General features: G+C 39.1%; 15 protein-coding genes and 6 pseudogenes. 16 read left to right on the top strand and 5 right to left on the bottom strand.

Annotated elements, in window-relative coordinates; all coding sequences use genetic code 11:
• The first annotated feature begins 7 nt into the window (after nucleotides 1-7).
• The 4 genes and pseudogenes from pyrF (at nucleotide 8) to LEUFL_RS0104160 (ending at nucleotide 4,285) form a co-directional block, all read left to right on the top strand.
• Nucleotides 8-702, top strand: a pseudogene (pyrF, locus tag LEUFL_RS0104175) (orotidine-5'-phosphate decarboxylase).
• Nucleotides 702-1,337 (top strand): orotate phosphoribosyltransferase, encoded by a 636-nt coding sequence (pyrE, locus tag LEUFL_RS0104170; protein ID WP_010007680.1) that lies wholly within the window; start codon nucleotides 702-704, stop codon nucleotides 1,335-1,337. Before pyrF ends, pyrE begins: the two are co-directional and overlap by 1 nt.
• Nucleotides 1,338-1,428: 91 nt before the next feature.
• Nucleotides 1,429-3,051, top strand: coding sequence for an ABC-F family ATP-binding cassette domain-containing protein (locus tag LEUFL_RS0104165; protein WP_010007678.1), 1,623 nt, complete (start codon nucleotides 1,429-1,431; stop codon nucleotides 3,049-3,051).
• A 76-nt stretch (nucleotides 3,052-3,127) separates the two neighbouring features.
• Nucleotides 3,128-4,285, top strand: coding sequence for a hydroxymethylglutaryl-CoA synthase (locus LEUFL_RS0104160; protein ID WP_010007676.1), 1,158 nt, complete (start codon nucleotides 3,128-3,130; stop codon nucleotides 4,283-4,285).
• Here LEUFL_RS0104160 and LEUFL_RS0104155 read toward each other — a convergent pair.
• Complete coding sequence (locus LEUFL_RS0104155; RefSeq protein WP_010007675.1) at nucleotides 4,247-5,170, bottom strand: NAD(P)H-hydrate dehydratase; 924 nt, start codon at nucleotides 5,168-5,170, stop codon at nucleotides 4,247-4,249. The two genes, LEUFL_RS0104160 and LEUFL_RS0104155, sit on opposite strands and share 39 nt — an antisense overlap.
• A gap of 89 nt (nucleotides 5,171-5,259) precedes the next feature.
• On the opposite strand from LEUFL_RS0104155, the gene pepV reads away from it, so the two are divergent.
• From pepV to yihA, 4 genes and pseudogenes are all read left to right on the top strand, one after another.
• Nucleotides 5,260-6,675 carry a dipeptidase PepV gene (gene pepV, locus LEUFL_RS0104150; protein WP_010007674.1) on the top strand — a complete coding sequence of 472 codons (1,416 nt, stop codon included), beginning with the start codon at nucleotides 5,260-5,262 and terminating at the stop codon, nucleotides 6,673-6,675.
• A 361-nt stretch (nucleotides 6,676-7,036) separates the two neighbouring features.
• Nucleotides 7,037-8,275 (top strand): trigger factor, encoded by a 1,239-nt coding sequence (tig, locus tag LEUFL_RS11425; RefSeq protein ID WP_193363724.1) that lies wholly within the window; start codon nucleotides 7,037-7,039, stop codon nucleotides 8,273-8,275.
• 160 nt (nucleotides 8,276-8,435) lie between these two features.
• Nucleotides 8,436-9,679 (top strand): annotated as a pseudogene (gene clpX / locus LEUFL_RS11420) (ATP-dependent Clp protease ATP-binding subunit ClpX).
• A pseudogene (gene yihA, locus LEUFL_RS11415) lies at nucleotides 9,679-10,280 on the top strand (ribosome biogenesis GTP-binding protein YihA/YsxC). Before clpX ends, yihA begins: the two co-directional pseudogenes overlap by 1 nt.
• 14 nt (nucleotides 10,281-10,294) lie before the next feature.
• Here yihA and LEUFL_RS11410 read toward each other — a convergent pair.
• A pseudogene (locus LEUFL_RS11410) lies at nucleotides 10,295-11,513 on the bottom strand (MFS transporter).
• A 168-nt stretch (nucleotides 11,514-11,681) separates the two neighbouring features.
• On the bottom strand, nucleotides 11,682-12,713 hold the full coding sequence (locus tag LEUFL_RS0104120) for a lactonase family protein (RefSeq protein ID WP_010007666.1): 1,032 nt from the start codon (nucleotides 12,711-12,713) through the stop codon (nucleotides 11,682-11,684).
• A 127-nt stretch (nucleotides 12,714-12,840) separates the two neighbouring features.
• Here LEUFL_RS0104120 and LEUFL_RS0104115 point away from each other — a divergent pair, with 127 nt between their 5' ends.
• From LEUFL_RS0104115 to LEUFL_RS0104105, 3 genes are all read left to right on the top strand, one after another.
• Nucleotides 12,841-14,049: an AI-2E family transporter gene (locus LEUFL_RS0104115; RefSeq protein WP_010007664.1), complete on the top strand. Its 1,209-nt coding sequence runs from the start codon at nucleotides 12,841-12,843 to the stop codon at nucleotides 14,047-14,049.
• Nucleotides 14,046-14,558 carry a tRNA (cytidine(34)-2'-O)-methyltransferase gene (locus LEUFL_RS0104110; RefSeq protein ID WP_010007663.1) on the top strand — a complete coding sequence of 171 codons (513 nt, stop codon included), beginning with the start codon at nucleotides 14,046-14,048 and terminating at the stop codon, nucleotides 14,556-14,558. The genes LEUFL_RS0104115 and LEUFL_RS0104110 overlap by 4 nt, the downstream gene beginning before the upstream one ends.
• A 196-nt stretch (nucleotides 14,559-14,754) precedes the next feature.
• On the top strand, nucleotides 14,755-15,867 hold the full coding sequence (locus tag LEUFL_RS0104105) for a BMP family lipoprotein (RefSeq protein ID WP_010007662.1): 1,113 nt from the start codon (nucleotides 14,755-14,757) through the stop codon (nucleotides 15,865-15,867).
• Between the two features lie 36 nt (nucleotides 15,868-15,903).
• Here LEUFL_RS0104105 and LEUFL_RS11405 read toward each other — a convergent pair whose 3' ends face one another.
• Together LEUFL_RS11405 and LEUFL_RS13145 are read right to left on the bottom strand one after the other, a co-directional pair.
• Nucleotides 15,904-16,545: an alpha/beta fold hydrolase gene (locus LEUFL_RS11405; RefSeq protein ID WP_237697910.1), complete on the bottom strand. Its 642-nt coding sequence runs from the start codon at nucleotides 16,543-16,545 to the stop codon at nucleotides 15,904-15,906.
• Between the two features lie 17 nt (nucleotides 16,546-16,562).
• Entirely contained in the window at nucleotides 16,563-16,703 is a 141-nt protein-coding gene (locus tag LEUFL_RS13145; protein ID WP_237697898.1) for a hypothetical protein, read from the bottom strand.
• Between the two features lie 153 nt (nucleotides 16,704-16,856).
• On the opposite strand from LEUFL_RS13145, the pseudogene lplA reads away from it, so the two are divergent.
• The 5 genes and pseudogenes from lplA (at nucleotide 16,857) to lpdA (ending at nucleotide 22,721) form a co-directional block, all read left to right on the top strand.
• Nucleotides 16,857-17,845, top strand: a pseudogene (lplA, locus tag LEUFL_RS11400) (lipoate--protein ligase).
• A 39-nt stretch (nucleotides 17,846-17,884) separates the two neighbouring features.
• Nucleotides 17,885-18,982 (top strand): thiamine pyrophosphate-dependent dehydrogenase E1 component subunit alpha, encoded by a 1,098-nt coding sequence (locus tag LEUFL_RS0104090; RefSeq protein ID WP_010007658.1) that lies wholly within the window; start codon nucleotides 17,885-17,887, stop codon nucleotides 18,980-18,982.
• 5 nt (nucleotides 18,983-18,987) lie between these two features.
• Nucleotides 18,988-19,967 (top strand): annotated as a pseudogene (locus LEUFL_RS13305) (alpha-ketoacid dehydrogenase subunit beta).
• A gap of 28 nt (nucleotides 19,968-19,995) precedes the next feature.
• Nucleotides 19,996-21,312, top strand: coding sequence for a dihydrolipoamide acetyltransferase family protein (locus LEUFL_RS0104080; protein ID WP_010007657.1), 1,317 nt, complete (start codon nucleotides 19,996-19,998; stop codon nucleotides 21,310-21,312).
• A gap of 2 nt (nucleotides 21,313-21,314) precedes the next feature.
• The gene (gene lpdA / locus LEUFL_RS0104075) at nucleotides 21,315-22,721 is read left to right on the top strand and encodes a dihydrolipoyl dehydrogenase (RefSeq protein WP_010007655.1); all 1,407 of its coding nucleotides are present in this window, start codon (nucleotides 21,315-21,317) and stop codon (nucleotides 22,719-22,721) included.
• Nucleotides 22,722-22,822 lie beyond the last annotated feature (101 nt).

The following is a 22,822-nucleotide window of genomic DNA, read 5'->3' as shown; positions in this document are numbered from 1 at the left end:
GGTAATGATGGATCATCCAATATTTATTGCATTAGATTTTGCAACTGCGGATTTAGCACGTCAATTTTTAAAAAATTTGAGCACGTTCAACCTAAGCCAGCTATAAAGATTGGTATGGAATTATTTTATGCGACAGGGCCAGATTTTGTCAGAGAACTACGACAAGCGGGATTTACCATCTTTTTGGATCTAAAATTGTACGATATTCCAAATACGGTTGCACAAGCAGTACGCACAATCACACGTTTAGACGTTCAATACCTTACTTTACATGCAATGGGTGGGGCGAAGATGTTAGAGGCAGCAGTGGCTGCCAAACAGAATTCTGACTTAAAACTATTGGCTGTGACGCAGTTAACTTCTTTAACTGAAGTTGAGATGCAATCAACACAATCAACCACGTTAACCATGACGCAAAGTGTTAAGCATTTGGCAGAGTTAGCTTATCAACAAGGCATTGATGGAACGATTAGTTCAGCTTTAGAAGCGACACCTATTTTACAAGTGACTGCACCGGAATTTTTGCGTATCACGCCAGGTATTCGCCTAGCAGGTGATAGCGCAGACGATCAAAAGCGGATCACGACACCCAGTCAAGCACGTGAATTGGCTGCGAGTGGTTTAGTTATTGGCCGTAGTATTACCAAGGCGCAAGATCCTGTGACAGCTTATATGCGAGCTAAAAAAGAATGGAGTGAATAATGATTGATTATGCACAGCGTGTAGCTAATGATTTATTAACAATTGGGGCTGTTAAATTTTCTCCTCAGGAACCTTTCACATGGGCTTCAGGCATTAAAAGTCCAATTTATACTGATAATCGGATGACGATTGGCTTTCCAGAAGTGCGACGTAACATTGCACAAGGTCTAGCACAACTTATCAGAGAATTGTATCCTGATGTTGAGATTATTGGTGGTGTTGCAACTGCTGGTATTCCTCATGCAGCCTGGGTTGCAGAAGTGATGCAGTTACCTATGATTTATGTGCGAAGTAAGCCTAAAGATCATGGCGCCGGACGTCAAATTGAAGGTGCCAATGTCAATAATCGTCATGTTGTGTTAATTGATGATTTGATTTCAACAGGTGGGTCAGTACTTGGCGCCGTTAAAGCTGTACAAGATGCCGGAGGTATTGTTTCGGGTGTGACGAGTATATTCTCTTATGAATTACCAGCTGGTGAGAAAAATTTTGCAGCAGCTGAAACACAATATGCGTCATTAACAAACTATACACAATTGATGGAATCCGCTATAGCACGTGGTGAGTTAGATAAAAATCAAATTGCTACGTTACAAGATTGGAAAAGAGATCCAGAGACTTGGGATAAAAAATAGAGGAAAGCGCGAAAATTCGCGCTTTTTCTGTTATGCTAGAGAAAGTGAAAAATACGCTGAAATGCGTTATTTTATGGAGGAATAAACCCTAATGATTACAGTCGCAGACATGAGTTTTAGTTTCTCAGGGAAAAAACTTTATTCAGATGTTAATTTGAAATTAACACCTGGCAACACGTACGGCATTATTGGTGCAAACGGTGCTGGTAAATCAACATTTTTAAAATTATTACAAGGTGAATTACAACCAACAGAAGGTACTATCGCTATTGGTGATAATGAACGTATGAGTTCTTTGCAGCAGGATCACTTTGCTTTTGATGAATTTTCTGTGATGGATACTGTGATTCAGGGGCACCAACGTCTATACCAAGTTAAACAAGAGATGGATGCTTTATACGCTAAGCCAGACTTTAATGACGCTGATGGTGCGAAAGTTGCGGAGTTAGGTGCAGAATTTGAAGAGTTGAATGGTTGGAATGCTGAAGTTGAAGCAGGTCAATTATTGAATAAATTGGGTATTGACGACAGCATGCAATACACAATGATGGGCGAATTGACAGAAAATGATAAAGTGAAAGTATTGTTGGCCCAAGCTTTATTTGGTAATCCTGATATTTTGGTTCTTGATGAGCCAACCAATGGATTGGACGTTCAAACGATTAATTGGTTAGAAGATTTCTTGGCTGATTTCCCTAACTTAGTCATTGTTGTTTCTCATGATCGTCACTTCTTGAATGCTGTTTCAACGAACATTTTGGATGTTGATTTTGGCAAAATTACGCCGTTTGTGGGAAACTATGATTTTTGGCGGGAATCTTCAGAATTAGCACAAAGATTACAATCTAACCAAAATGTTAAAAAAGAAGAGCAGATTAAACAATTACAAGAATTTATTGCGCGTTTCTCTGCCAATGCTTCTAAATCTAAACAGGCAACAGCGCGTAAAAAGCAATTAGATAAAATTACATTAGATGATATCAAGCCATCTTCACGTAAATATCCGTATATCAAGTTTGAGATTAATCGTGAACTTGGTAATGATATGTTACGTGTAGAAAATATTTCAAAATCTATTGATGGTGAAAAAGTATTAGATAATGTGTCATTTATTGGACGTCCCGGTGATAAAATTGCTATTCTATCACGCTCAGATTTAGCAACGACAACGTTGATGCAAATTATTGCCGGTGACTTAGAGCCAGATAGTGGTACAGTGACTTGGGGTGTAACAACGTCACGTTCATACATTGCGAAAGATTTGAATGATAATTTTGATAAACAAGATGCAGTCATTTTAGATTGGCTTCGTGATTTTGCAGATGAAGAGCAAAAGGACAACACCAGTTTACGTGGTATGTTAGGTCAGATGTTATTCCGTGGAGACGATGCGTTAAAGACAATTAATGTATTATCTGGTGGTGAAAAGGTACGTATTGTTTTGGCAAAGATGATGTTATTAAAAGCCAATGTTTTGCTAATGGATGATCCAACAAACCATTTGGATTTGGAATCGATTCAATCATTAAACGATGCGGTTGTTGATTTTAAGGGTTCAATCGTCATGACATCGCATGACCATGAATTCTTGGCAACGACAGCTAATCATGTCGTTGAAGTGAGCCATAAAGGTGCAGTTGATCGTATTGATACAACATATGATGATTTCATCAATTCTGAAAGTATTCAAGAAAAAGTAAAAGCATTGTACTAAATAATTGAGCAGCGTAATAGCGTTGCTTTTTTGCTAGATACATATGCAGAGAAGTAAATGAAGAAGGATCAAATAGATGACAGTAGTTGGTATTGACAAAATTGGTTTTTATACACCAGGCTATGTTTTAGACTTAGTCGCATTAGCTAAAGCCAGAGGGGATGAACCAGATAAGTATACAATTGGTATTGGACAGGATTATCAGGCAGTTATACCACCCAATGAAGATATTGTGACAATGGGAGCAAATGCTGCAAAACAAATTATTGATGATCAGGATCGCCAAAAAATTGATATGGTCATTGTAGCAACTGAATCAGGTATTGATAATTCAAAATCAAGTGCAATGTATATTCAACGTCTTTTGGGATTATCCGAATTCTCACGAACAATTGAAATGAAACAGGCATGCTATGCGGGAACGTATGGTCTAATGCAAGCTCGTGATTATGTTACCTTGCATCCAGAAAAGCGGGTATTGGTTATTGCGGCTGATATTGCACGTTATGGTCTAGCTACACCTGGAGAGGTTACCCAAGGTGGCGGGGCAGTTGCGATGATTGTTGCAGCAAATCCTAAAATCTTAAGTATTAATCATGATTCTGTTTATATGAGTCGCGATGTGATGGATTTTTGGCGACCATTAGATCGTAGTGAAGCAATAGTCGATGGACATCTATCAACAGATGTTTATAAAGAAATGTTTATGACATTGTGGCAACGTTATGTACAGCAAAATCACAAAAGTATTGATGAATTATCCGCTTTTGTTTTTCATTTACCTTATACTAAAATGGGTAAAAAAGCTTTATTACAAATTTTGCCACAAGCGACAGAACAACAACAAAGCCTATTAATGAATCATCTACAGGAAAGTCAACGGTTTAGTCGACAAGTGGGTAATTTGTACACTGGTTCAGTTTATTTGAGTTTGTTATCCTTATTGTGTCATGCGAGTGATCTACAATCAGGCGATGATATTGCGGTCTTTAGTTATGGCAGTGGCGCTGAAGCCGAACTTTATAGTGTCACGTTACAATCTAACTTTGAGGAATATGTTCCAAAGACGTTATTGCATGATTTATTAGAAAAACGTCAAGTAGTGTCTGTTGCAACATATGAAGATATATTCAAGCAACAGCTAACGCGTTCACAAATCGACACTACAACAGCTATGCGATCAACAGGTTATAATTTATTGGGTATTCAAGATGGCATGCGCATTTATGAATAAACTAAAAAACGTTTTGAAGAAAATTACAAAACGTTTTTTATTATTAAAGTTAATTGGCATGTTTTTCATGAAAATTGGTAATGCCATACTAATTTGCGTAGGCAAAGTGACATATTGCGTGATACTTAGTTCATCTGCAATCGCAGAATGCGTATAGACAGCAGCACCAACACAATCAACTAATTTTGCTGAATGGAATTGTGCAACAAAACTGGCAATGATACCAGCTAATGTATCGCCCATACCACCCGTTGCTTGATGCGGTCCACCAATTGTAAGGGACATGACTTGCTGTTGATGATAAATTTGTGTGTGATACTGTTTCAGTACCAAAACGGCATCAGGGAAAAGCTGTTGGAGTGCGCTTTGATTTCTTTCTAGGCTTTGATCATCAATTTTGATTTGACTTAGTCGCTGCCATTCCATTTGATGTGGCGTTAAAATCACATGCGTATTTGGTAAAGGGAAGTGATGTAGTGCAATGAGACTCAGTGCAGAACCGTCAATAATGAGTGTTTGATTTAAAGTGACTGCTGCTAAAGTGTCTTGTAATACATGATATGCGGTGTCATCTTCTCCTAATCCTGACCCGAGTAAGACAACATCGGCATTCTTAATTAATATTTGTAGCTGTGTCGTATCGTGATAATCGGTCACCATGGCTTCTGGGAGATGAGCGTGTAAAGCGGTGAAATTACTAGGATCTGTGGCAACAGTGACTAATCCAGCACCACCATAAACGCTTGCTAGCGCGTTCATTATGACAGCGCCACCATAATTAGGGTTGCCACCAATCACTACGATACGCCCATATGTTCCTTTGTAAGAATGTAGTGGTCGCTTTTTAATGACATTTTCAAGAATTTTATCTGTTAAAATTATCATTTTATTCTCCTAATTGAATCTCTTTCATAACAATTGTAAACCACAAACGCGTATAATAAAAATATTAAGTAAATGCGAGGCATAATTAAATGGTTACAATTAATTGGCAAAACGAAACTGAAAAACGTAAGACAGAATTTATTGAAGATTTAAGTACGTTGCTTGCTGTTGAAAGTGTTAGGGATGATAGTCAAGCAACAGATCAAGCACCGCTAGGACCTGGTCCAAAGGCTGCTTTGGATAAGATATTAGCAATGGCAAAGCGCGATGGGTTTCGTGTGAAAAATATTGATAATTTAGTGGGCTATATTGAAATTGGCCCGCAAGACGCTCAAGATTATGTCGCGATTTTGTCTCACGTTGATGTGATGCCTGCTGGTGAAGGCTGGCAAACAGATCCTTTCGAGGCTGTTGTCACGGATGATAAAATTATTGCGCGTGGTGCTTCTGATGATAAAGGGCCTGGAATGGCTGCTTATTATGCTTTCAAAATTTTAGCCGAATTAGATTTACCACTCAAACGTCGTGTTCGTTTGATTTTTGGTACGGACGAAGAAAATGACTGGACTTGCATGAACCGTTATTTTGAGGTCGAACCCGCACCAGCTTATGGCTTTTCACCTGATGCTGAATATCCGATTATTAATGGCGAAAAGGGTAACGTTCAAATCGAGATTAAAGATCAAGCGACCAATGGTGGTACCTTGACGCTTGACAATTTTGAAGCTGGATTAAGGACTAACATGGTCCCTGGTAAAGCACGTGCGACAGTTACCGGTGACACAAAAGATCTAGTTTCGGATTTTGAAACTTACTTGAGCCATCATCCAGTAATTTCAGGGAGCCTAAGCCAAGAAGACGGGAAAATATACCTGCTTATTAATGGTCGACAAGTGCATGGTGCAATGCCAGAGACGGGCGAGAATGCTGGTACTTATTTGGCACATTTCTTACAACAATATGACTTTGGTGGCACAGCCAAAGCATTCTTAACTTACCTAGGTACACCATCTCATGATGATACGATTGGCGAAAAGTTTGGCATAAACTATACGGATGATGTCATGGGCGCGCTTTCTATGAATGTCGGTATTCAACGCTTTAAAGCAGATGATACACTTTATATTAACTACAATTTCCGTTATCCAAAGGGGATTACACCAGAAGAAATCCAAAAAGGCCTGGCGAATCAACGTAACGGTTGGGCAGTAACACCACAAATCGGTGGGCATGCTCAAGTACCACATTATGTATCACCAAACGATCCTTTGGTTGCCACATTACTACGCATCTATCATGAGCAAACAGGCCTACCAGCACATGATCAAGTAATTGGTGGTGGAACCTACGGCCGGCTTATGGCACGCGGCGTTGCCTTTGGGGCTTTATTCCCAGATTCACCTGATACGATGCATCAGGTGAATGAATTTGCGATGTTAGATGACTTATATCGCTCAATCTCAATTTATGCACAGGCTATTTTTGAAATTACTAACTTTGATTGATTTATATTTAATCTTGCCACGCTAAAATGATAAAAAATAGACAGGAGCAACGCTTATGATTATTTCAATTATTACTGCTAGTGGTTTGATTCTCTTTTCATTAACTAAAGTACTACGTGTTGCGCAACCAGCGCGTGTAAAAAACAGCCGATGAGCTGTTTTTTATTACTTTTGATGACGTGCTGGAAATAATATCGCAGAGCGTCAAAATGCACGGAATTCATGTAAATAATCAGATAAAACGGTTGTGATAATTCCAAATTTAGTCTAAAATTATATGGTACTGAAAAATCGGAGGAAATATCATGTCTAACTGGACACCAGCCAAGGATGAAAAAACCAAGGCACATTAGAATTTGAAATCTCACGCGCACAAGTTGAAGAAGGTTTAGAACAAGCTTTCCAACGTAATAAAGATAAAATATCAGTTCCTGGATTCCGTAAGGGTAAGATTAGTAAGCAATTTTTCTTCTCAAAGTTTGGTGAAGAAGCATTGTATCAAGATGCAATGGATGCTGTTTTGCCAGCTGCTTATGAAGCTGCTGTTGAAGAAGCTGGTATTACACCAGTCGGTCGTCCAAACATCGCACCTGTTTCTATGGAAAAAGGTAAGGCTTGGACAATGCAAGCTGTTATTACAACTGCACCAGCTATCGAATTAGGCGATTACCTTAATCTTGAAGTTGACAAGCAAGATACAAAAGTAACTGATGAAGATGTTGCTGCTGAAATCAAGCGTTTACAAGAAGGCCAAGCTGAGCTTGTATTGCAAGAAGAGAGCACTAAAGCCGAAAAGGGTGACACAGTTATTATCGACTTTGATGGTTCTGTTGATGGTGAACATTTTGAAGGTGGACAAGCCAACGACTTTAGCCTTGAATTGGGTTCAGGACAATTTATTCCTGGATTTGAAGATCAGTTGATTGGACACGTATCTGGTGAAGATATTAACGTTAACGTTACTTTCCCAGAAGATTACCAAGCTGCTAATTTAGCTGGTAAGGAAGCTTTGTTTGAAGTGAAGATTCATGAATTAAAGCGTAAGGCTTTACCTGAATTGGACGACGAATTTGCTAAGGATGTTGATGAAGAAGTTGAAACTTTGGCAGAATTGGAAGCTAAAGTTAAGACACGTTTGTCAGATGAAAAGGCACAATCAGCTCAAGAAGCCTTCGAAGATGCTGTATTGACTAAGGCTGTAGATAATGCCAAGGTTGACGGTGACAAGATTCCTGAAGCGATGATTGATGAAGATGTTCATCGTCAAATGGATCAATATTTCGCACAATTACAACAACAAGGTATTTCACGCGAAATGTTCTTCCAAATTTCAGGTCAAACTGAAGATGACATGCATAAGCAATTCACAGATGGTGCTGAAAAGCGTGTTAAGACAAATCTTGTTCTTGAAGCTATCGTGAAGGCTGAAAATGTTCAACCGAGTGATGAAGAAGTTGAAGCTGAAATTAGTCGTTTGGCTGAGACTTACAAGATGGAAGTTGAACAAGTTCGTGCGGCTGTATCAGCAAGCATGCTTAAGCATGATATTGCAATGCGTGAAGCAATGAAGAAGTTAACTGATTCAGCTGTTGCGAAGTAACATACTGAGATAAAGTTAAAAAGTTGGACATTGTCCAGCTTTTTTATATCGTCAATGATTATAAACTGGTAAAATGGAACATGACGTGTGAGCGCCTATATTTTTTCATTGTATTTTGAATATGATGATTGATGATTTTTAAGAATAAAGGTTAAATGATATGACACAAACAACCGATTATGATGAAACGATTACTTGTAGTTTCTGTGGTAAATCAGCAGACGAAGTTAAAAATTAGTTGCTGGTCCAAATGTATATATCTGCGATGAATGTGTGGCATTGGCGCAAAATATTATCGACCAAGAGTTGAGTGCAGATCAAGCTGCTCAAGTTTTGTCATTGCCAACACCGCATGACATTGTGGCAAAATTGAATGATTACGTGATTGGTCAAGATGAAGCAAAGAAGACATTGGCAGTTGCGGTTTATAATCATTATAAGCGGATCAACGAAAGTTTAGTTAAAACAACAGACGTTGAATTACAAAAATCGAATATTGCTTTACTGGGCCCAACGGGATCAGGAAAAACGTATTTGGCCCAAAGCTTGGCACGAATTTTAAATGTACCATTCGCTATTGCTGATGCGACAACGCTAACAGAAGCAGGGTACGTTGGTGAAGACGTTGAAAATATTATTTTAAAGTTACTGCAAGCAGCGAATTTTGATATTGAATCAGCTGAGCGTGGTATTATTTATATTGATGAAATTGATAAAATCGCAAAGAAGTCTGAGAATGTGTCAATTACACGAGATGTATCTGGAGAAGGTGTCCAACAGGCACTCTTGAAATTACTAGAAGGCACAACAGCTAGCGTACCACCACAAGGTGGACGTAAGCATCCGCAACAGGAATTGATTCAAGTGAATACAACAAATATCTTATTCATTGTTGGTGGTGCTTTTGCTGGTATTGATACATTAATCAAAGAGCGCCTTGGTGAGCGGGTTATTGGTTTTGGTATGGATGCTAATCGAACGGATGAATTTTTATCTGGTAATATTTTACGTCATGTGGCATCAGAAGATTTAACCAAGTTTGGTTTGATACCTGAATTTATTGGCCGGTTACCAATTATTACAGTACTTGATGAATTAAAGATTGATGATTTAGTTCGGATTTTAACTGAGCCCAAAAATGCTGTCATTAAACAATACCAAGCGTTGCTCGGATTTGATGATGTTGATTTGGAGTTCCAACCAGAAGCATTACAAGCAATGGCAAGTCTGGCAATCGATCGGAAAACAGGAGCGCGTGGTTTGCGTTCAATTATTGAAAAGGTCATGAAGGATATTATGTATGATATTCCGAGCCGTGAAGATGTTGCAAAAGTAATCATAACTAAAGGCACTGTTGAAGATGGTGAGCAGCCAGAACTACAGTTGAAAAAGGTGACGCAATAATGGAAGTTCATAACGTAACAATGGAAATCAGTGCAGTAAGTCCAGCACAATATCCAGTCACTAATTTACCCGAAATTGCTTTAGTTGGTCGCTCTAATGTTGGTAAGTCTTCTTTAACCAATACTTTGATTAATCGTAAAGGATTGGCTAGAACAAGTGCGCAACCCGGAAAGACACAGACGTTAAATTTTTATAATGTGGAAGATGCGCTTTATTTTGTTGATGTGCCGGGTTATGGTTATGCGAAAGTTTCTAAGAAGCAACGAGAAGCCTTTGGCGAGATGATTGAAACCTATATCACATCGCGTGCACAATTGCGCGGTGTTGTTAGTTTGGTCGATGCACGACATGCACCAAGCGAAGAAGATATTATGATGTATGAGTGGTTACATTATTATAAAGTGCCAATTTTAGTCGTTGCAACTAAAGCTGATAAAATTGCCCGTGGTAAGTTTAACCACGCTGAAAGTGTTATAAAAAAGCGTTAAATTTCGATTCAGAAGATAGCGACTTTCAGTTCTTTTCATCACAAACTAAATACGGAAAAGATGAAGTATGGCAATGGATTGAGAATCATATGCCAAATAAAAAGAACGCCTAAGGCGTTCTTTTTATTTAAACTTTTTTAGTTTTTAGTTTGGGAATGGATAACATAACGATCAAACTCACCATATAAGCGGTTGATAAGAAGCCCATGACGATAACAAGGGTATAGTGGTCCATTAAGAAACCGATGAGAACGCTTGAAAAGCCACCAACTGCGCGGCCAAAGTTCATGATGGCGTTACTAGCTGTCGCACGTACTTCAGTAGGATACAAGAAGCCAAAGATAGCACCATAACCACCATACATACCATTAGAAAAGAACCCAACTAAAACTTGAGCGCCTAATAATTCCCATTTATTAGTTGCAAGTGTTAAAACATAGACCGAAATAGCAGCGGCAACTAGAAAGATTGTAAAAGCACGCCTAGCACCGAATCTATCCATCACAGTACCAAAGGTCATCATTCCAAAACTCATCCCAATAATTGTTGCAATCATCCAAAGCGATGAACTAGACGTTGTGAGCCCTAAGCGGTTTTGCATGATGGAAGGTAACCAATTCATCAAACCAAAGTAACCCGCAATTTGTACCATTACCATGATTGTTAAAGCAACTGTTTGCCAAGCTTGACTCGGTGTGGCAAAGAGGATTTTGAGTGACCCACTTTTAACGTGCTGTTGTGGCGATGCTTGTAATGCTTTAAATTCTGGACTTTCGTCAAGATGACGTCGAATAAAGAAAATCAAGATAACTGGCAGTAAACCGAAGAGATATAATGCATGCCAACTGAAGTGTGGTAGTATTACCGCGGCCAAAAGTGCTGCGAGAATGGCGCCAACTTGACCACCAACAGCAGAAATAGATGAAATTCGAGCGACCATTCTTTTTGGAAAACTCTCAGCGATGAGGGCCATGCCACTACCATATTCACCACCAGCACCAATACCAGCCAGAAAGCGTAGCGCATAAATCATATAGATATTTTTAGCAAAGAACATTAATGAAGTTGCAATGGCAAAAAATCCAAATCGTATAAGTAAATACACGAACCCGACCGTACTTATCAGCTAAAATACCAAAAAATAAACCACCGATGAGCATACCTAAGTTAGTAATCGAAGATATAAATCCGGCAGCTGTACTTGAGATACCTAAAGTCGCAATGATAGACGATAGTGTGAAGGATAGGAACATGATATCCATGTTTTCTAATCCAAATCCGGCAGCCGTTGAGAACATGACCTTTTTCTGGTAAGACCCAATATGATGGTCATTAAGTGGGGACATATCTTTTGATGCGCTACTTCGCATAATTTTCTCCTTAAAAATGGTTGCTCACAGGCAACCTTTATTTTTAATAACTATTGTGACCTCACGATAGTTAAACAAGTTAACGATACGCTTTTACTATGATGATGTCAATAAAAAACCAAGCGAACTTGGTTTTTAGTGTGATTAATTTTCAAAGATAACACGTACACTTTCAGGAATAGCAAAATCCTTTTGTAACAGTGTCAACTGACCATCTTGTGCGTTACGTTCAAATAATGAAACATTATCGGTGTTTTGATTAGGAACAATCAAGAACTGTTCGTTGGCATCCCAATTCATATCACGTGGGAAGTCACCCTCAGTACTAATCAGTTGAACACGCTTAATTTCTGCACCTTGATTAGATATTTCAAAAACAGCAACTGAATTGTGACCACGATTAGAAGCATAAATAAAGCGACCATCTTTGCTGATGCGAAGTGCAGCACAACCGTTGTGCTCTGTCCAATCATTTGGAATAGTTGAGGCTGTCATCACATGTTCAAATTGACCGGTTTCTTGATCATACTTTAAAACACTTAAGAGACTTGAAAGTTCGCCCAACAAGTAAGCATAGTGGCCATCTGGTGAGAAACGAATATGACGAGGCCCGAATCCTTCATCAGTACGATAACGCGCGATCTCTGTTAATTGGCCATCATCAGATACGTCAAAGGTGATCACTTCATCAGTACCCAAATCAACAACGACTAAGCGATTATCTGGTGTTAAGTGACTGAAATGAACATGAGCAGAGCCTTGCTCTGGGCGTGGACCTGATCCCTCGTTTTGGAAAGTATCACTCAGTGTTAGCTTACCATTGGCATCAATACGGTATACCTCAACACTACCACGATGGTAATAACCAGCATAAACAAGTTGGCGTGCTTCATCAACACCGATATATGCAGGAGCTGATCCTTCGCTGAGATGTACTTCTAGTTCCTGTAATGGGCGCGCGCTGTTGTCCATCGTTACGACACCACCTTGGCCATCACGATTTTCAACGGCATATAATTTATTAGCCTGTGAAAGCGCAAAATAAGTAGGATTAGTTAAGCTACCAATAAATTGCGGGTTAGTCAATTGTTTCGTTTCTGTGTTTAATTCTGCTTCGTAAATCCCTTTAGAGATACGCTTAGTATAAGTACCGAAAAGAATCTTATGTGTTGTCATGATGCTTCTCCTAAAATAGATTTGATATTGTGTTACACACCACAATTTTATCATATATGTAAGCCTTTTCACATAAAAAGCAAACATTTTCATGATAAAATAAGGGCATAACTCTGGGAGGTGTTTTATGAAATCACCATCAAATAAAACAAATTGGTATCAACGTTGGTTTTCTGGAAATAATGTTTTAAATGGCCTCATTATGGCACTACTCGTTTTGCTCATTATTTTCATGATTTATCAAATTCGATTTATCATTGAACCAATGCGTGCCTTATTTACGGCGGTTGGTGCACCCATCATTATTGCAGGTGTTTTGTATTATCTCTTGATTCCTGTTGTTAATTGGCTAAATACTCACACTAAAATGCCTAAAAAGTTTTCGGTAGGTTTAGTATTGGTGGCGGTATTGGCTATTCTAGCATTGATTGTCACGATAGCGGTGACGATTATTAGTGATCAAGTGAGCGGTTTAGTAGATAATTGGCCAAATTATTGGCAAAATAGTCAGCGGGTAATTAACGATACTTTTGCAACATCGGAATTTCAAACGGTGAGAGAATGGCTATCTAATACCAATTCTGACATTAACCAAACTGTGGCCGATTGGAGTCGCAAGTATCTGCAAAGCGGTGTGAGTGGTATTGGGCAAATTGCATCAACATTAACCACAGTTGGTGTGACACTAGTGGCTTCACCATTTATTTTATTCTATATGTTATTAGATGGAAATAAATTATCTAGCTTCATCGCTGATAAATTACCAAGTAAGGCACAAACATCCTTGCAAAGTGTTTTACAAGAAGTAAGCAAACAAGTTGCACAATATATTCGTGGTCAGCTGGGCGTCGCATTGGCTGTTATTATCATGTTTTCAATTGGGTATACGATTATTGGTTTGCCATACGGTATTTTATTGGCATTCATGGCTGGGCTGTTCAATATGATCCCGTATGTTGGCTCTATTTTGGCGCAAGTACCGATTTTTATCGTTGCTCTAGTTGCTGGTGGACCAAAGTTGGTATTGTTTGCACTTATTGTTCTCGTGATTGAGCAACCAATTGAAGGGCATGTCATTGCACCTAAAATCTTGGGAAGTGCACTTAAAATTCATCCAGTGACCGTTATTGTCGTTTTGCTAACAGGGGGACACATATTCGGTGTGTTAGGTATCATATTGAGTGTGCCAACCTATGCGGTTGTTAAGGTATTGGTTACGCACATTTATGAATGGTGGCGTACGAATTCTGATTTATTTGCAGAAGATGCACACGCTACGACATCGGAAATGGATAATTCAGTTAAAAAATTAGAAGGAAACACAAAAGAATCATGACAAATCATATCGTATTGTTTGAGCCGGTAATGCCGGCTAATACTGGGAATATTGCCCGTACAACAGCAGGAACAGATGCTGTCTTGCATTTAATTGAGCCGTTAGGTTTTGAACTAGATGATAAACATGTCAAACGTGCAGGGCTAGATTACTGGGAACATGTACAATTAGTTAAGCATCCAAGCTTACCCGATTTCTTGGACACATTAAAGCCAACGGATCATCTTTATTTGGTATCAAAATTTGCTAATCAAGATTATTCACAGCCAGACTATCAGGCAACTGATGGTGATCATTATTTCTTATTTGGGAAAGAAACGACTGGTTTACCTGAAGTGTTTATGCGCCAAAATCCTGAAAAAGCGATTCGAATTCCACAGGATGATACGCACATTCGGTCATTGAATTTATCGAATACCGTTGCCATTGTGTTGTACGAAGCCCTACGTCAACAAAGCTTTGCGAATTTAGAACGTATACATACTTATGAGCAAGATAAGTTAAAGTAAGAGCCTAATTGGGCTCTTTTTATTGTGGACTAAAAATGGGCTTGTAAACCTAAAGAAAATCTGTAGAATAGAATATCGGTTGGTCATTATTATCTGAATGACAGTATATGATCAAATAATATAAGGTATGGCAGAATTGGCTACATATCATGTCATAATAAATCGTGCTGTTTCAGCACACTAGGGGAGAATTGCGATGAAAAGATCAACACAAATTATCAGCGGTATTGCTGCAATTGCTATTATTGGTGGTGGTATTTATGCTGCAACAGGGAATAAGAAAGCAGCATCTAATGATACTGATAAAGCTAAATTAGCTTTGGTTTTAGATGTGGGTGGTGTTGACGACCATTCCTTCAATCAATCTGCTTGGGAAGGCGCTAAGCGTTATGCGAAAGCCAATAATATTCCTGCTGGATCTAATAAGTCAGTTGCTTACTTCAATACAACGGATCAATCTGAATTGGACCAAAACTTTAGTTTGGCTACAAAAGGCCAAAAGTATGATATTGTTTATGGTATTGGTTATTCATTAAACCAGTCCATTCAAAAATCAGCTAAGTTAAATCCTAAACAGAAATTTGTTTTGGTTGATGATATTGTGAACGGTAAGAAAAATATCGCTAACGTGATGTTTCGTTCAGAACAATCATCATATTTAGCAGGTGTAGCCGCAGCCACTCGAGCAACTGAAAATGGAGACAAAAAAGTTGGATTCATTGGTGGTATCCATGGTAATATCATTGATGCGTTTGATGCAGGTTTTGATGCTGGCGTTAAGGCAACAAATTCTGATTTAACTATTGTTAAGCAATATGCCAATTCATTTTCTGACTCAGCAAAGGGTAAGACAATTACTCAGACAATGTATGCCAGTGGTATTCATACAATTTTCGCAGCTGCTGGTTTTGTTGGTAATGGTGCTTTTGCTGAAGCAAAGGCTGAAAATTCAAAGTTGACGGCAACAGATAAAAATCGTTTATTGATTATTGGTGTCGATCGTGACCAAAAGTCAGACGGTAATTATACGTCAAAGGATGGGAAGAAGGTCACATCAACTATGGCCTCATCAATCACATCAGTGGGTGATGGTGTTAAGAATATTGCTGATGATTACAATAAGAACGGTAAGTTCCCTGGTGGTAAGACGATTGCTTATGGTTTGAACGAAAAGGGTGTTTGGTTAACTAAATCTGAATTAACAGATAGCCAAAAGAAAGCAGTTAATGAAGCTGAAAAGAAAATTAAGGATGGTAAGATTACAGTACCTAACCATCCAAAGGGATCTGATTTTAATCAGAAATTCTAATCTATAATAGACGTACTAAAAAGCCAATGATATTTATCATTGGCTTTTTGTTTTGAAAAAATCTAACATATATTGGTTGAATAAGTCCGGAAACTCAATATATGGCATATGCCCAGCACCATCAATAGTGATAGCTTCAATATATTTGGTATTGAGTTTTTGAGCAGCTTTAGCATGATCAGCAGACCATAATGGTGAATCACTACCAGCGATAAACAGTTGCGGTGTGTGTGTCATTTTAATCACATCACGCCAATCTTGCGCGGTGTGATCGCGAAGGAGTGGTAAATTGAGTTCAAAATCAAATGGTCGATATTCTTTGCCGATTGCAATCTTGATGTCAGATTTAATTTTGTGTCGGGTCATGCGTGTTGTTTCAATCTCACGGACACCGTTTGCATAATTTTCCCAAGTTAATCCTAACAGACCGTATTGCCAATCGTTCTCGCTAATAGTTTTTGGTGATTCGTCAATTGTGATAATGTGAGAAACATTTTGATCATACCAGAGAGATAGGTAGGCCCAGATGGTAGCAGCACCCATTGAGTGACCTACTAAATTAACGTTAGTGAGCTGAAGATGAGTAATGAGTTCGTATAAATCTTGCCCATGACGCGCAATACGCAAACCTTGTTGTGACGTTTGTGAAGCACCGTGATTGCGTCGATCATAAGTAATGACACGATAGCCATTGGCTAATAAGGCCTTTTTTGTTCAATCCATGAACCTTGAACGCCAGAATAACCACTGATTAAAATAACTGGTTGGCGATCATCTTGACCAGAATCAGAATAATTAATGCTAATATGATCATTTGTTAAAAAAGTAGACATCATAAAAACCTCCAATTCTATCATGCCACAAACCCAGGTAATAGTCTTGCATATTAGGGGGAAGAAAGTTACAATTAGGGCGTAGGAAAACGCTTTCATTTATGGTTGCAGTTTCCTAAAATGATAACAAATTCGTTGAATATGAAGGAGTAATGCATGCGCTACGTGATGAATAACCAAACAGATGCAACCCATAACATTGCCATGGATACATGGCTGTTAAATGATTTGAAACCAGATGAGCCAATTTTTACATTGTGGCAAAATCGTAATGCTGTTATTCTTGGACAAAATCAAAATACATTTCAAGAAGTCAACCAAGAATATGTCGATGATCATGGTATCCAAGTTGTAAGACGTGTTACAGGCGGTGGTGCAGTTTACCATGATTTGGGTAATTTGAATTTTACTTTCATCGTACCTGTTGAGCAAACGGCAGAAGTCAATTTTCACAAGTTTGTGCAACCCATGTTAGCCGCACTTCACTCATTGGATATTCCAGCTGAAATTACTGGTCGTAACGATTTGGTGATTGATGGCAAAAAATATCTGGGAATGCGCAACGGTATGCTAATGGTTATTTAATGCATCATGGTACTTTACTTTTTGATACGAATGTTGACACGATGGTACACGCTTTGAATGTGGCAGACGAGAAGTTCATGTCTAAAGCGGCTAAGTCAGTCCGTTCTCGTGTAGGTATGATTAAAAATTATGCACCTAAAGAAACGACAATGGATAGTTTCTTTGAAGCGTTACAGTATTATTTGTCTAACCAAGGTAAGGATCAAGAGATTATTTTGGATAGTGCACAAAATGCGCAGATTACTGATTTACAGAAACGACAGTTCTCAACATGGGATTGGAATTACGGTAAGTCACCGGCCTTTAATTTCCATAGTCATGAGAAGTTTACAGGTGGTGCAGTAGATGTCTTTGCACAAGTTGAGGAGGGAATCATTCGCGACATTCATTTTGAAGGTGATTTCTTAGGCTTGCTAGACATTACGCCACTTCGACAAAAATTAATTGGTCAGAAATTTGATGAAGCCAATATTAAACGTGTACTTGATGAAATGGATGCATCTGACAATTACTTTGGACACATACCAAATCATGATATTGCCAAAATGTTTGCCAGTTAATGATAATGAACTGAGATATCGGTTATAAGGAGGATGAACATGGTAGATATATTAGATTTTAAAGCACAACTTGAACGACAAGATTCCGAATTTAAGACATTCCAAATTTTGAATAATAAAGGCAAAATTGTTGACAAGCAGGCTTTAGAGAAGGTTGGGCTTAAAGATGACCAATTAGTCGAATTAATGAAACAAATGGTGCTATCAAGAACGCTAAATGATCGTTCTACTCGACTAGCCAAGCAAGGGCGCTTAGGATTCTTTGCACCAACAGCAGGACAAGAGGCATCACAAGTTGCCTCTAATTATGCTTTTGATTCAGAAGATTATGTCATGCCTGGATATCGTGATGTGCCACAACTTGTTTTAAAAGGATTACCAATTTACAAAGCTTTCCTCTGGTCACGTGGTCATTACGAAGGTAATGAATTTGGGGATGTTAAAGGTTGGTTTCCACAAATTATCATTGGCGCTCAATATGTTGAAACAGCTGGTATTGCATTAGGCTTTAAAAAGCGCGGTAAGAAGAATGTTGCTTATACCTACACTGGTGATGGTGGTACATCACAAGGTGATTTTTATGAAGGCATGAACTTTGCAGGTCATTATCAAGCGCCTGCTGTCTTCTTTGTTCAAAACAATGGCTTTGCGATTTCAACACCACGCCATACGCAAACAGCAGCAAAACATTTGGCTGCGAAAGGTTGGGCAGCTGGCTTACCAAGTATTGTTGTAGATGGTATGGATCCGTTAGCTGTGTATCTAGCTGCTAAAACAGCACGCCAGTGGGCCCTTGAGAATGGTCCAGTGCTCATTGAAACACTGACTAACCGTTTTGGTCCGCATTCAATGAGTGGTGATGATCCATTACGTTATCGTTCACAAGAAGATATCGACGAATGGCTAAAAATGGATCCATTAATCCGTTTCCGTAAGTACCTTGGCGATAAGGGACTATGGAATGAAAAAACTGAGGAAAGCTGGGTTAAAGAAGTTAATCAGCAGATTGATGAGGCAGTTAAGCAAGCTGATAATGTTGAAAAGCAAAAGGTATCTGACTTTATTAAGCAAACTCTGGCACAGCCTGGTCAAGCCCAGCAGGAACAAATTGCACATTTTGAAAGTGAGGGTAAGTAATATAAATGGCTGTTAAAACATATATACAAGCAATTACAGATGCGCAAGATATCGCCCTTGAACGTGACGAAAATGTTGTGATTTTTGGTGAAGATGTTGGTAAAAACGGTGGTGTTTTCCGTGCGACTGATGGTTTACAAGATAAGCATGGTGAGGAACGCGTCTTTGATACACCTTTAGCTGAATCCGGTATTGGTGGATTAGCTATAGGTTTAACAACGCAAGGCTTTAGGCCAATCATGGAAATCCAATTTTTGGTTTCTTGTATGAAGTGATGGATTCGCTTGCCGGTCAAATGGCTCGTGGTCGATTCCGCTTTCATGGCACACGACAATTTCCAATTGTTGTGCGGGCACCGTATGGTGGTGGGACTAAAACACCAGAAATGCATGCGGATAATTTAGAAGGGATTGTAGCCCAAACGCCTGGTTTACGTGTCGTTATGCCAGCTAATCCCGCAGATGCAAAAGGTTTGTTACTTAGCGCAATTGAATCTAATGACCCAGTTATTTTCTTAGAAAATTTGAAGTTATATCGTTCAATTAAAGGAGAAGTACCTGATGGTTACTATACGACACCTTTAGATAAAGCCGCTATTGCACGTGAAGGACAAGATATTTCAATTATTACGTATGGCGGTATGGTGCCTGTGTCGTTGGCTGCTGCTGAACAATTAGCTAAGTCTGGCATTAATGCTGAAGTTGTTGATTTGAGAACAGTAAGTCCACTGGATATTGAGACTATTGGTCAATCTGTTGCTAAGACTGGTCGTGTCGTCGTTGCTCAAGAAGCGCAGCGTCAAGCTGGTATTGGGGCAAGTGTGATGAGTGAAATTTCTGAACGCTTTATTCTTGACCTAAAGGCACCTATTGGTCGTGTTGCTGCACCGGACAGCATCTATCCTTTCGCCTTGGCTGAAAATGATTGGTTGCCAAATGCCGATGATGTCATTGCTAAGGTAAAAGAAATTGTTAACTTTGACTAATGTAATCAGGTAAAGGGAGGATATTTACATGACAGAAATTTTTAAAATGCCAGATATTGGTGAAGGTATGGCCGAAGGCGAAATTTCATCTTGGTTAGTCAAGGTTGGTGACACAGTTAAAGAAGAAGATGCTGTCGCCGAGGTACAAAATGATAAGCTTTTACAAGAATTGCTATCACCATATGCTGGTAAAATCACAAAGTTATTTGTAGATGCAGGAACAACCGTTAGTGTTGGAGATCCAATTATTGAATTTGATGGTGATGGCACGGGCACAGCAGAAAATGATACCCAATCGAAAGCTCCTGCTAAGGCAGTTGAAACAGAGTCTAATACTGTTGATAACCAGCAACCAACGAATAGCAATACATCAAATTCAGCTGATGACAAGGCAGGTGCACCAATTGTAAATGGTCGTGTACAAGCCATGCCATCGGTAAGGCAATATGCGCGCCAACATAACATTGATTTGACCCAAGTCCCAGCGACTGGTCGACATGGACATATTACTTTTGCTGATGTGCAGAGCTTTACAGGCCAGACGTCAGAACAACCAACTCCTGATACACAAAGGGCGAGCGCATCTGATCAAAGGACACCACAAGCAGAGCCTATTGTTCAAAGCGAATCAGTTAAACCGCCTAAAGTGGGTCGTGTTCCAATGACACCAATTCGACGTGCAATTGCGAAGAATATGGTGGCACAGAAACAGAACTTACCACATGTGACGGTATTTGATGAAGTTGAGGTTACTAAGTTAGTTGAACATCGTAGAGCCTTTAAGGCGACTGCAGCCCAACAAGACGTTAAGTTAACCTATATGGCGTACTTTACAAAGGCTTTAGCAGCAGTTGGTAAAAAGTTCCCAGAATTGAATGCATACATTGATGATGACAAGCAAGAAATCGTTTATGGTCAAGAATACAATGTTGGCATTGCAGTTGATACACCACAAGGTTTATTTGTACCTGTTATAAAAGGTGCCGATCACAAGTCGATCATGGCCATTGCTAAAGAAATAGAAGTTTTGGCACAAAAAGCGCGTGATAATCAATTGTCGCCGAAAGATATGTCTAATGGTACCGTAACAATTTCAAATATTGGTAGTGCTGGTGGTCAGTGGTTTACACCTGTTATTAATGTTAATGAAGCTGCTATTCTTGGTGTTGGTAAAATTAACAAAGAAGCGATTGTTGCAGAGGATGGTCAGCTTGCTGTTGGGCAAATGTTGAAGTTGTCTTTGAGTTTTGATCATCGTTTGATTGATGGGATGTTAGCACAACAAGCAGTCAATTACTTGAAGTTGTTGCTAGCTGATCCTGCATACATGTTAATGGAGGTATAGGAATGGTAGTTGGTGCACAGACACAAGCTGTTGATACATTAGTCATTGGTTCGGGACCTGGTGGCTATGTGGCTGCCATTCGTGCTGCCGAGCTAGGTCAAAAAGTAGCTATTGTTGAAAAAAATCAAATTGGTGGTGTTTGTTTAAACGTTGGCTGTATTCCATCTAAAGCACTTATCGGTGTTGGGCATGCATATCATGCCGCAACGCATGATACACCGTTTGGTTTGACTGTCGATGATCCAGAATTAGATTGGCAAAAAGCGCAATCTTGGAAACAAAACGAAGTAGTGAACACATTAACTACTGGTGTGAAAATGTTACTTAAAAAGCATCAAGTTGAGATTTATAAGGGTGAGGCACGCTTTGCTGATGATAAAGTTGTCAATGTGATGACAGATGATTCTTCCACCTTACTAGAATTTAATCATGCGATTTTGGCAACTGGATCACGTCCCGTAGAAATCCCCGGTTTTACTTTTGAAGGTCGCATTATTGATTCGACTGCTGCGTTATCATTACCTGAGATTCCCGAAGCATTAACGATTATTGGTGGTGGTGTGATCGGCTCTGAATTAGCAGGTGTTTATAGCAACTTAGGGACTAAAGTGACGATTATCGAAGGGTTACCTCAGATACTGAATGGTTTTGATAAAGAAATGATTCAACCTGTTTTAAGTCATTTTGAAAATAATCAAGTTAAAATTGTAACGAATGCACAAGCTAAGTCGTCACAACAAGATGATGATGGTGTTACAGTTACTTACGAAGTTGACGGTGAATCAGCAACCGTAAAAAGCGATTATGTTTTGGTATCTGTTGGCCGTCGCCCAAACACAGATGAGATTGGTTTAAATGCAACTGATGTTAAATTGACGGATCGTGGTTTAGTTGTGGTGAATGATCAGCAGCAGACCACAGCACCACATATTTATGCGATTGGCGATATTGTTGCAGGACCAGCTTTGGCGCATAAGGCAAGCTTTGAGGCAAAAGTAGCTGCTGCAGCTATCAGTGGTCAAGACATCACTAATGATGCGATTGCTATGCCATCAGTTGCCTATACGGATCCTGAGCTTGCGACTGTAGGTGAGACACTGATGTCAATCAAAGATAAAAATTTGGATGCTAAAGTTTCAAAATTCCCATTTGCTGCTAATGGCCGTGCTATTACAATGCATCAAACCGATGGCTTTATCCGCTTGATTACGGATAAAGAAACGGATATTTTGTTGGGTGCCCAAATTGTGGGACCTAATGCTAGTGATTTAATTAATGAAATGAGCTTAGCGATTGAAAATGGTTTACGCGCTGAAGATATCTCATTAACAATTCATCCACATCCAACATTGGGTGAAGCCATTATGGATACGGCTGAATTAGCCGATGGTTTACCAATTCATATTTAAAGTCTGAAATTGGAATAGAATCTGAAAATCAGTTAATGATTTTCGGTTTTATTTTTATTTTCGTAAAATGCGTCAAAATAAGGTATAATACATTGGTAAAA

Origin of the sequence: Leuconostoc fallax KCTC 3537, from assembly GCF_000165675.1 — a bacterium.
In the GTDB taxonomy this organism is placed as follows: domain Bacteria; phylum Bacillota; class Bacilli; order Lactobacillales; family Lactobacillaceae; genus Leuconostoc_B; species Leuconostoc_B fallax.
Note: the sequence above shows the minus strand (reverse complement) of the source record. Positions and strands in the feature narration are given on the sequence as shown.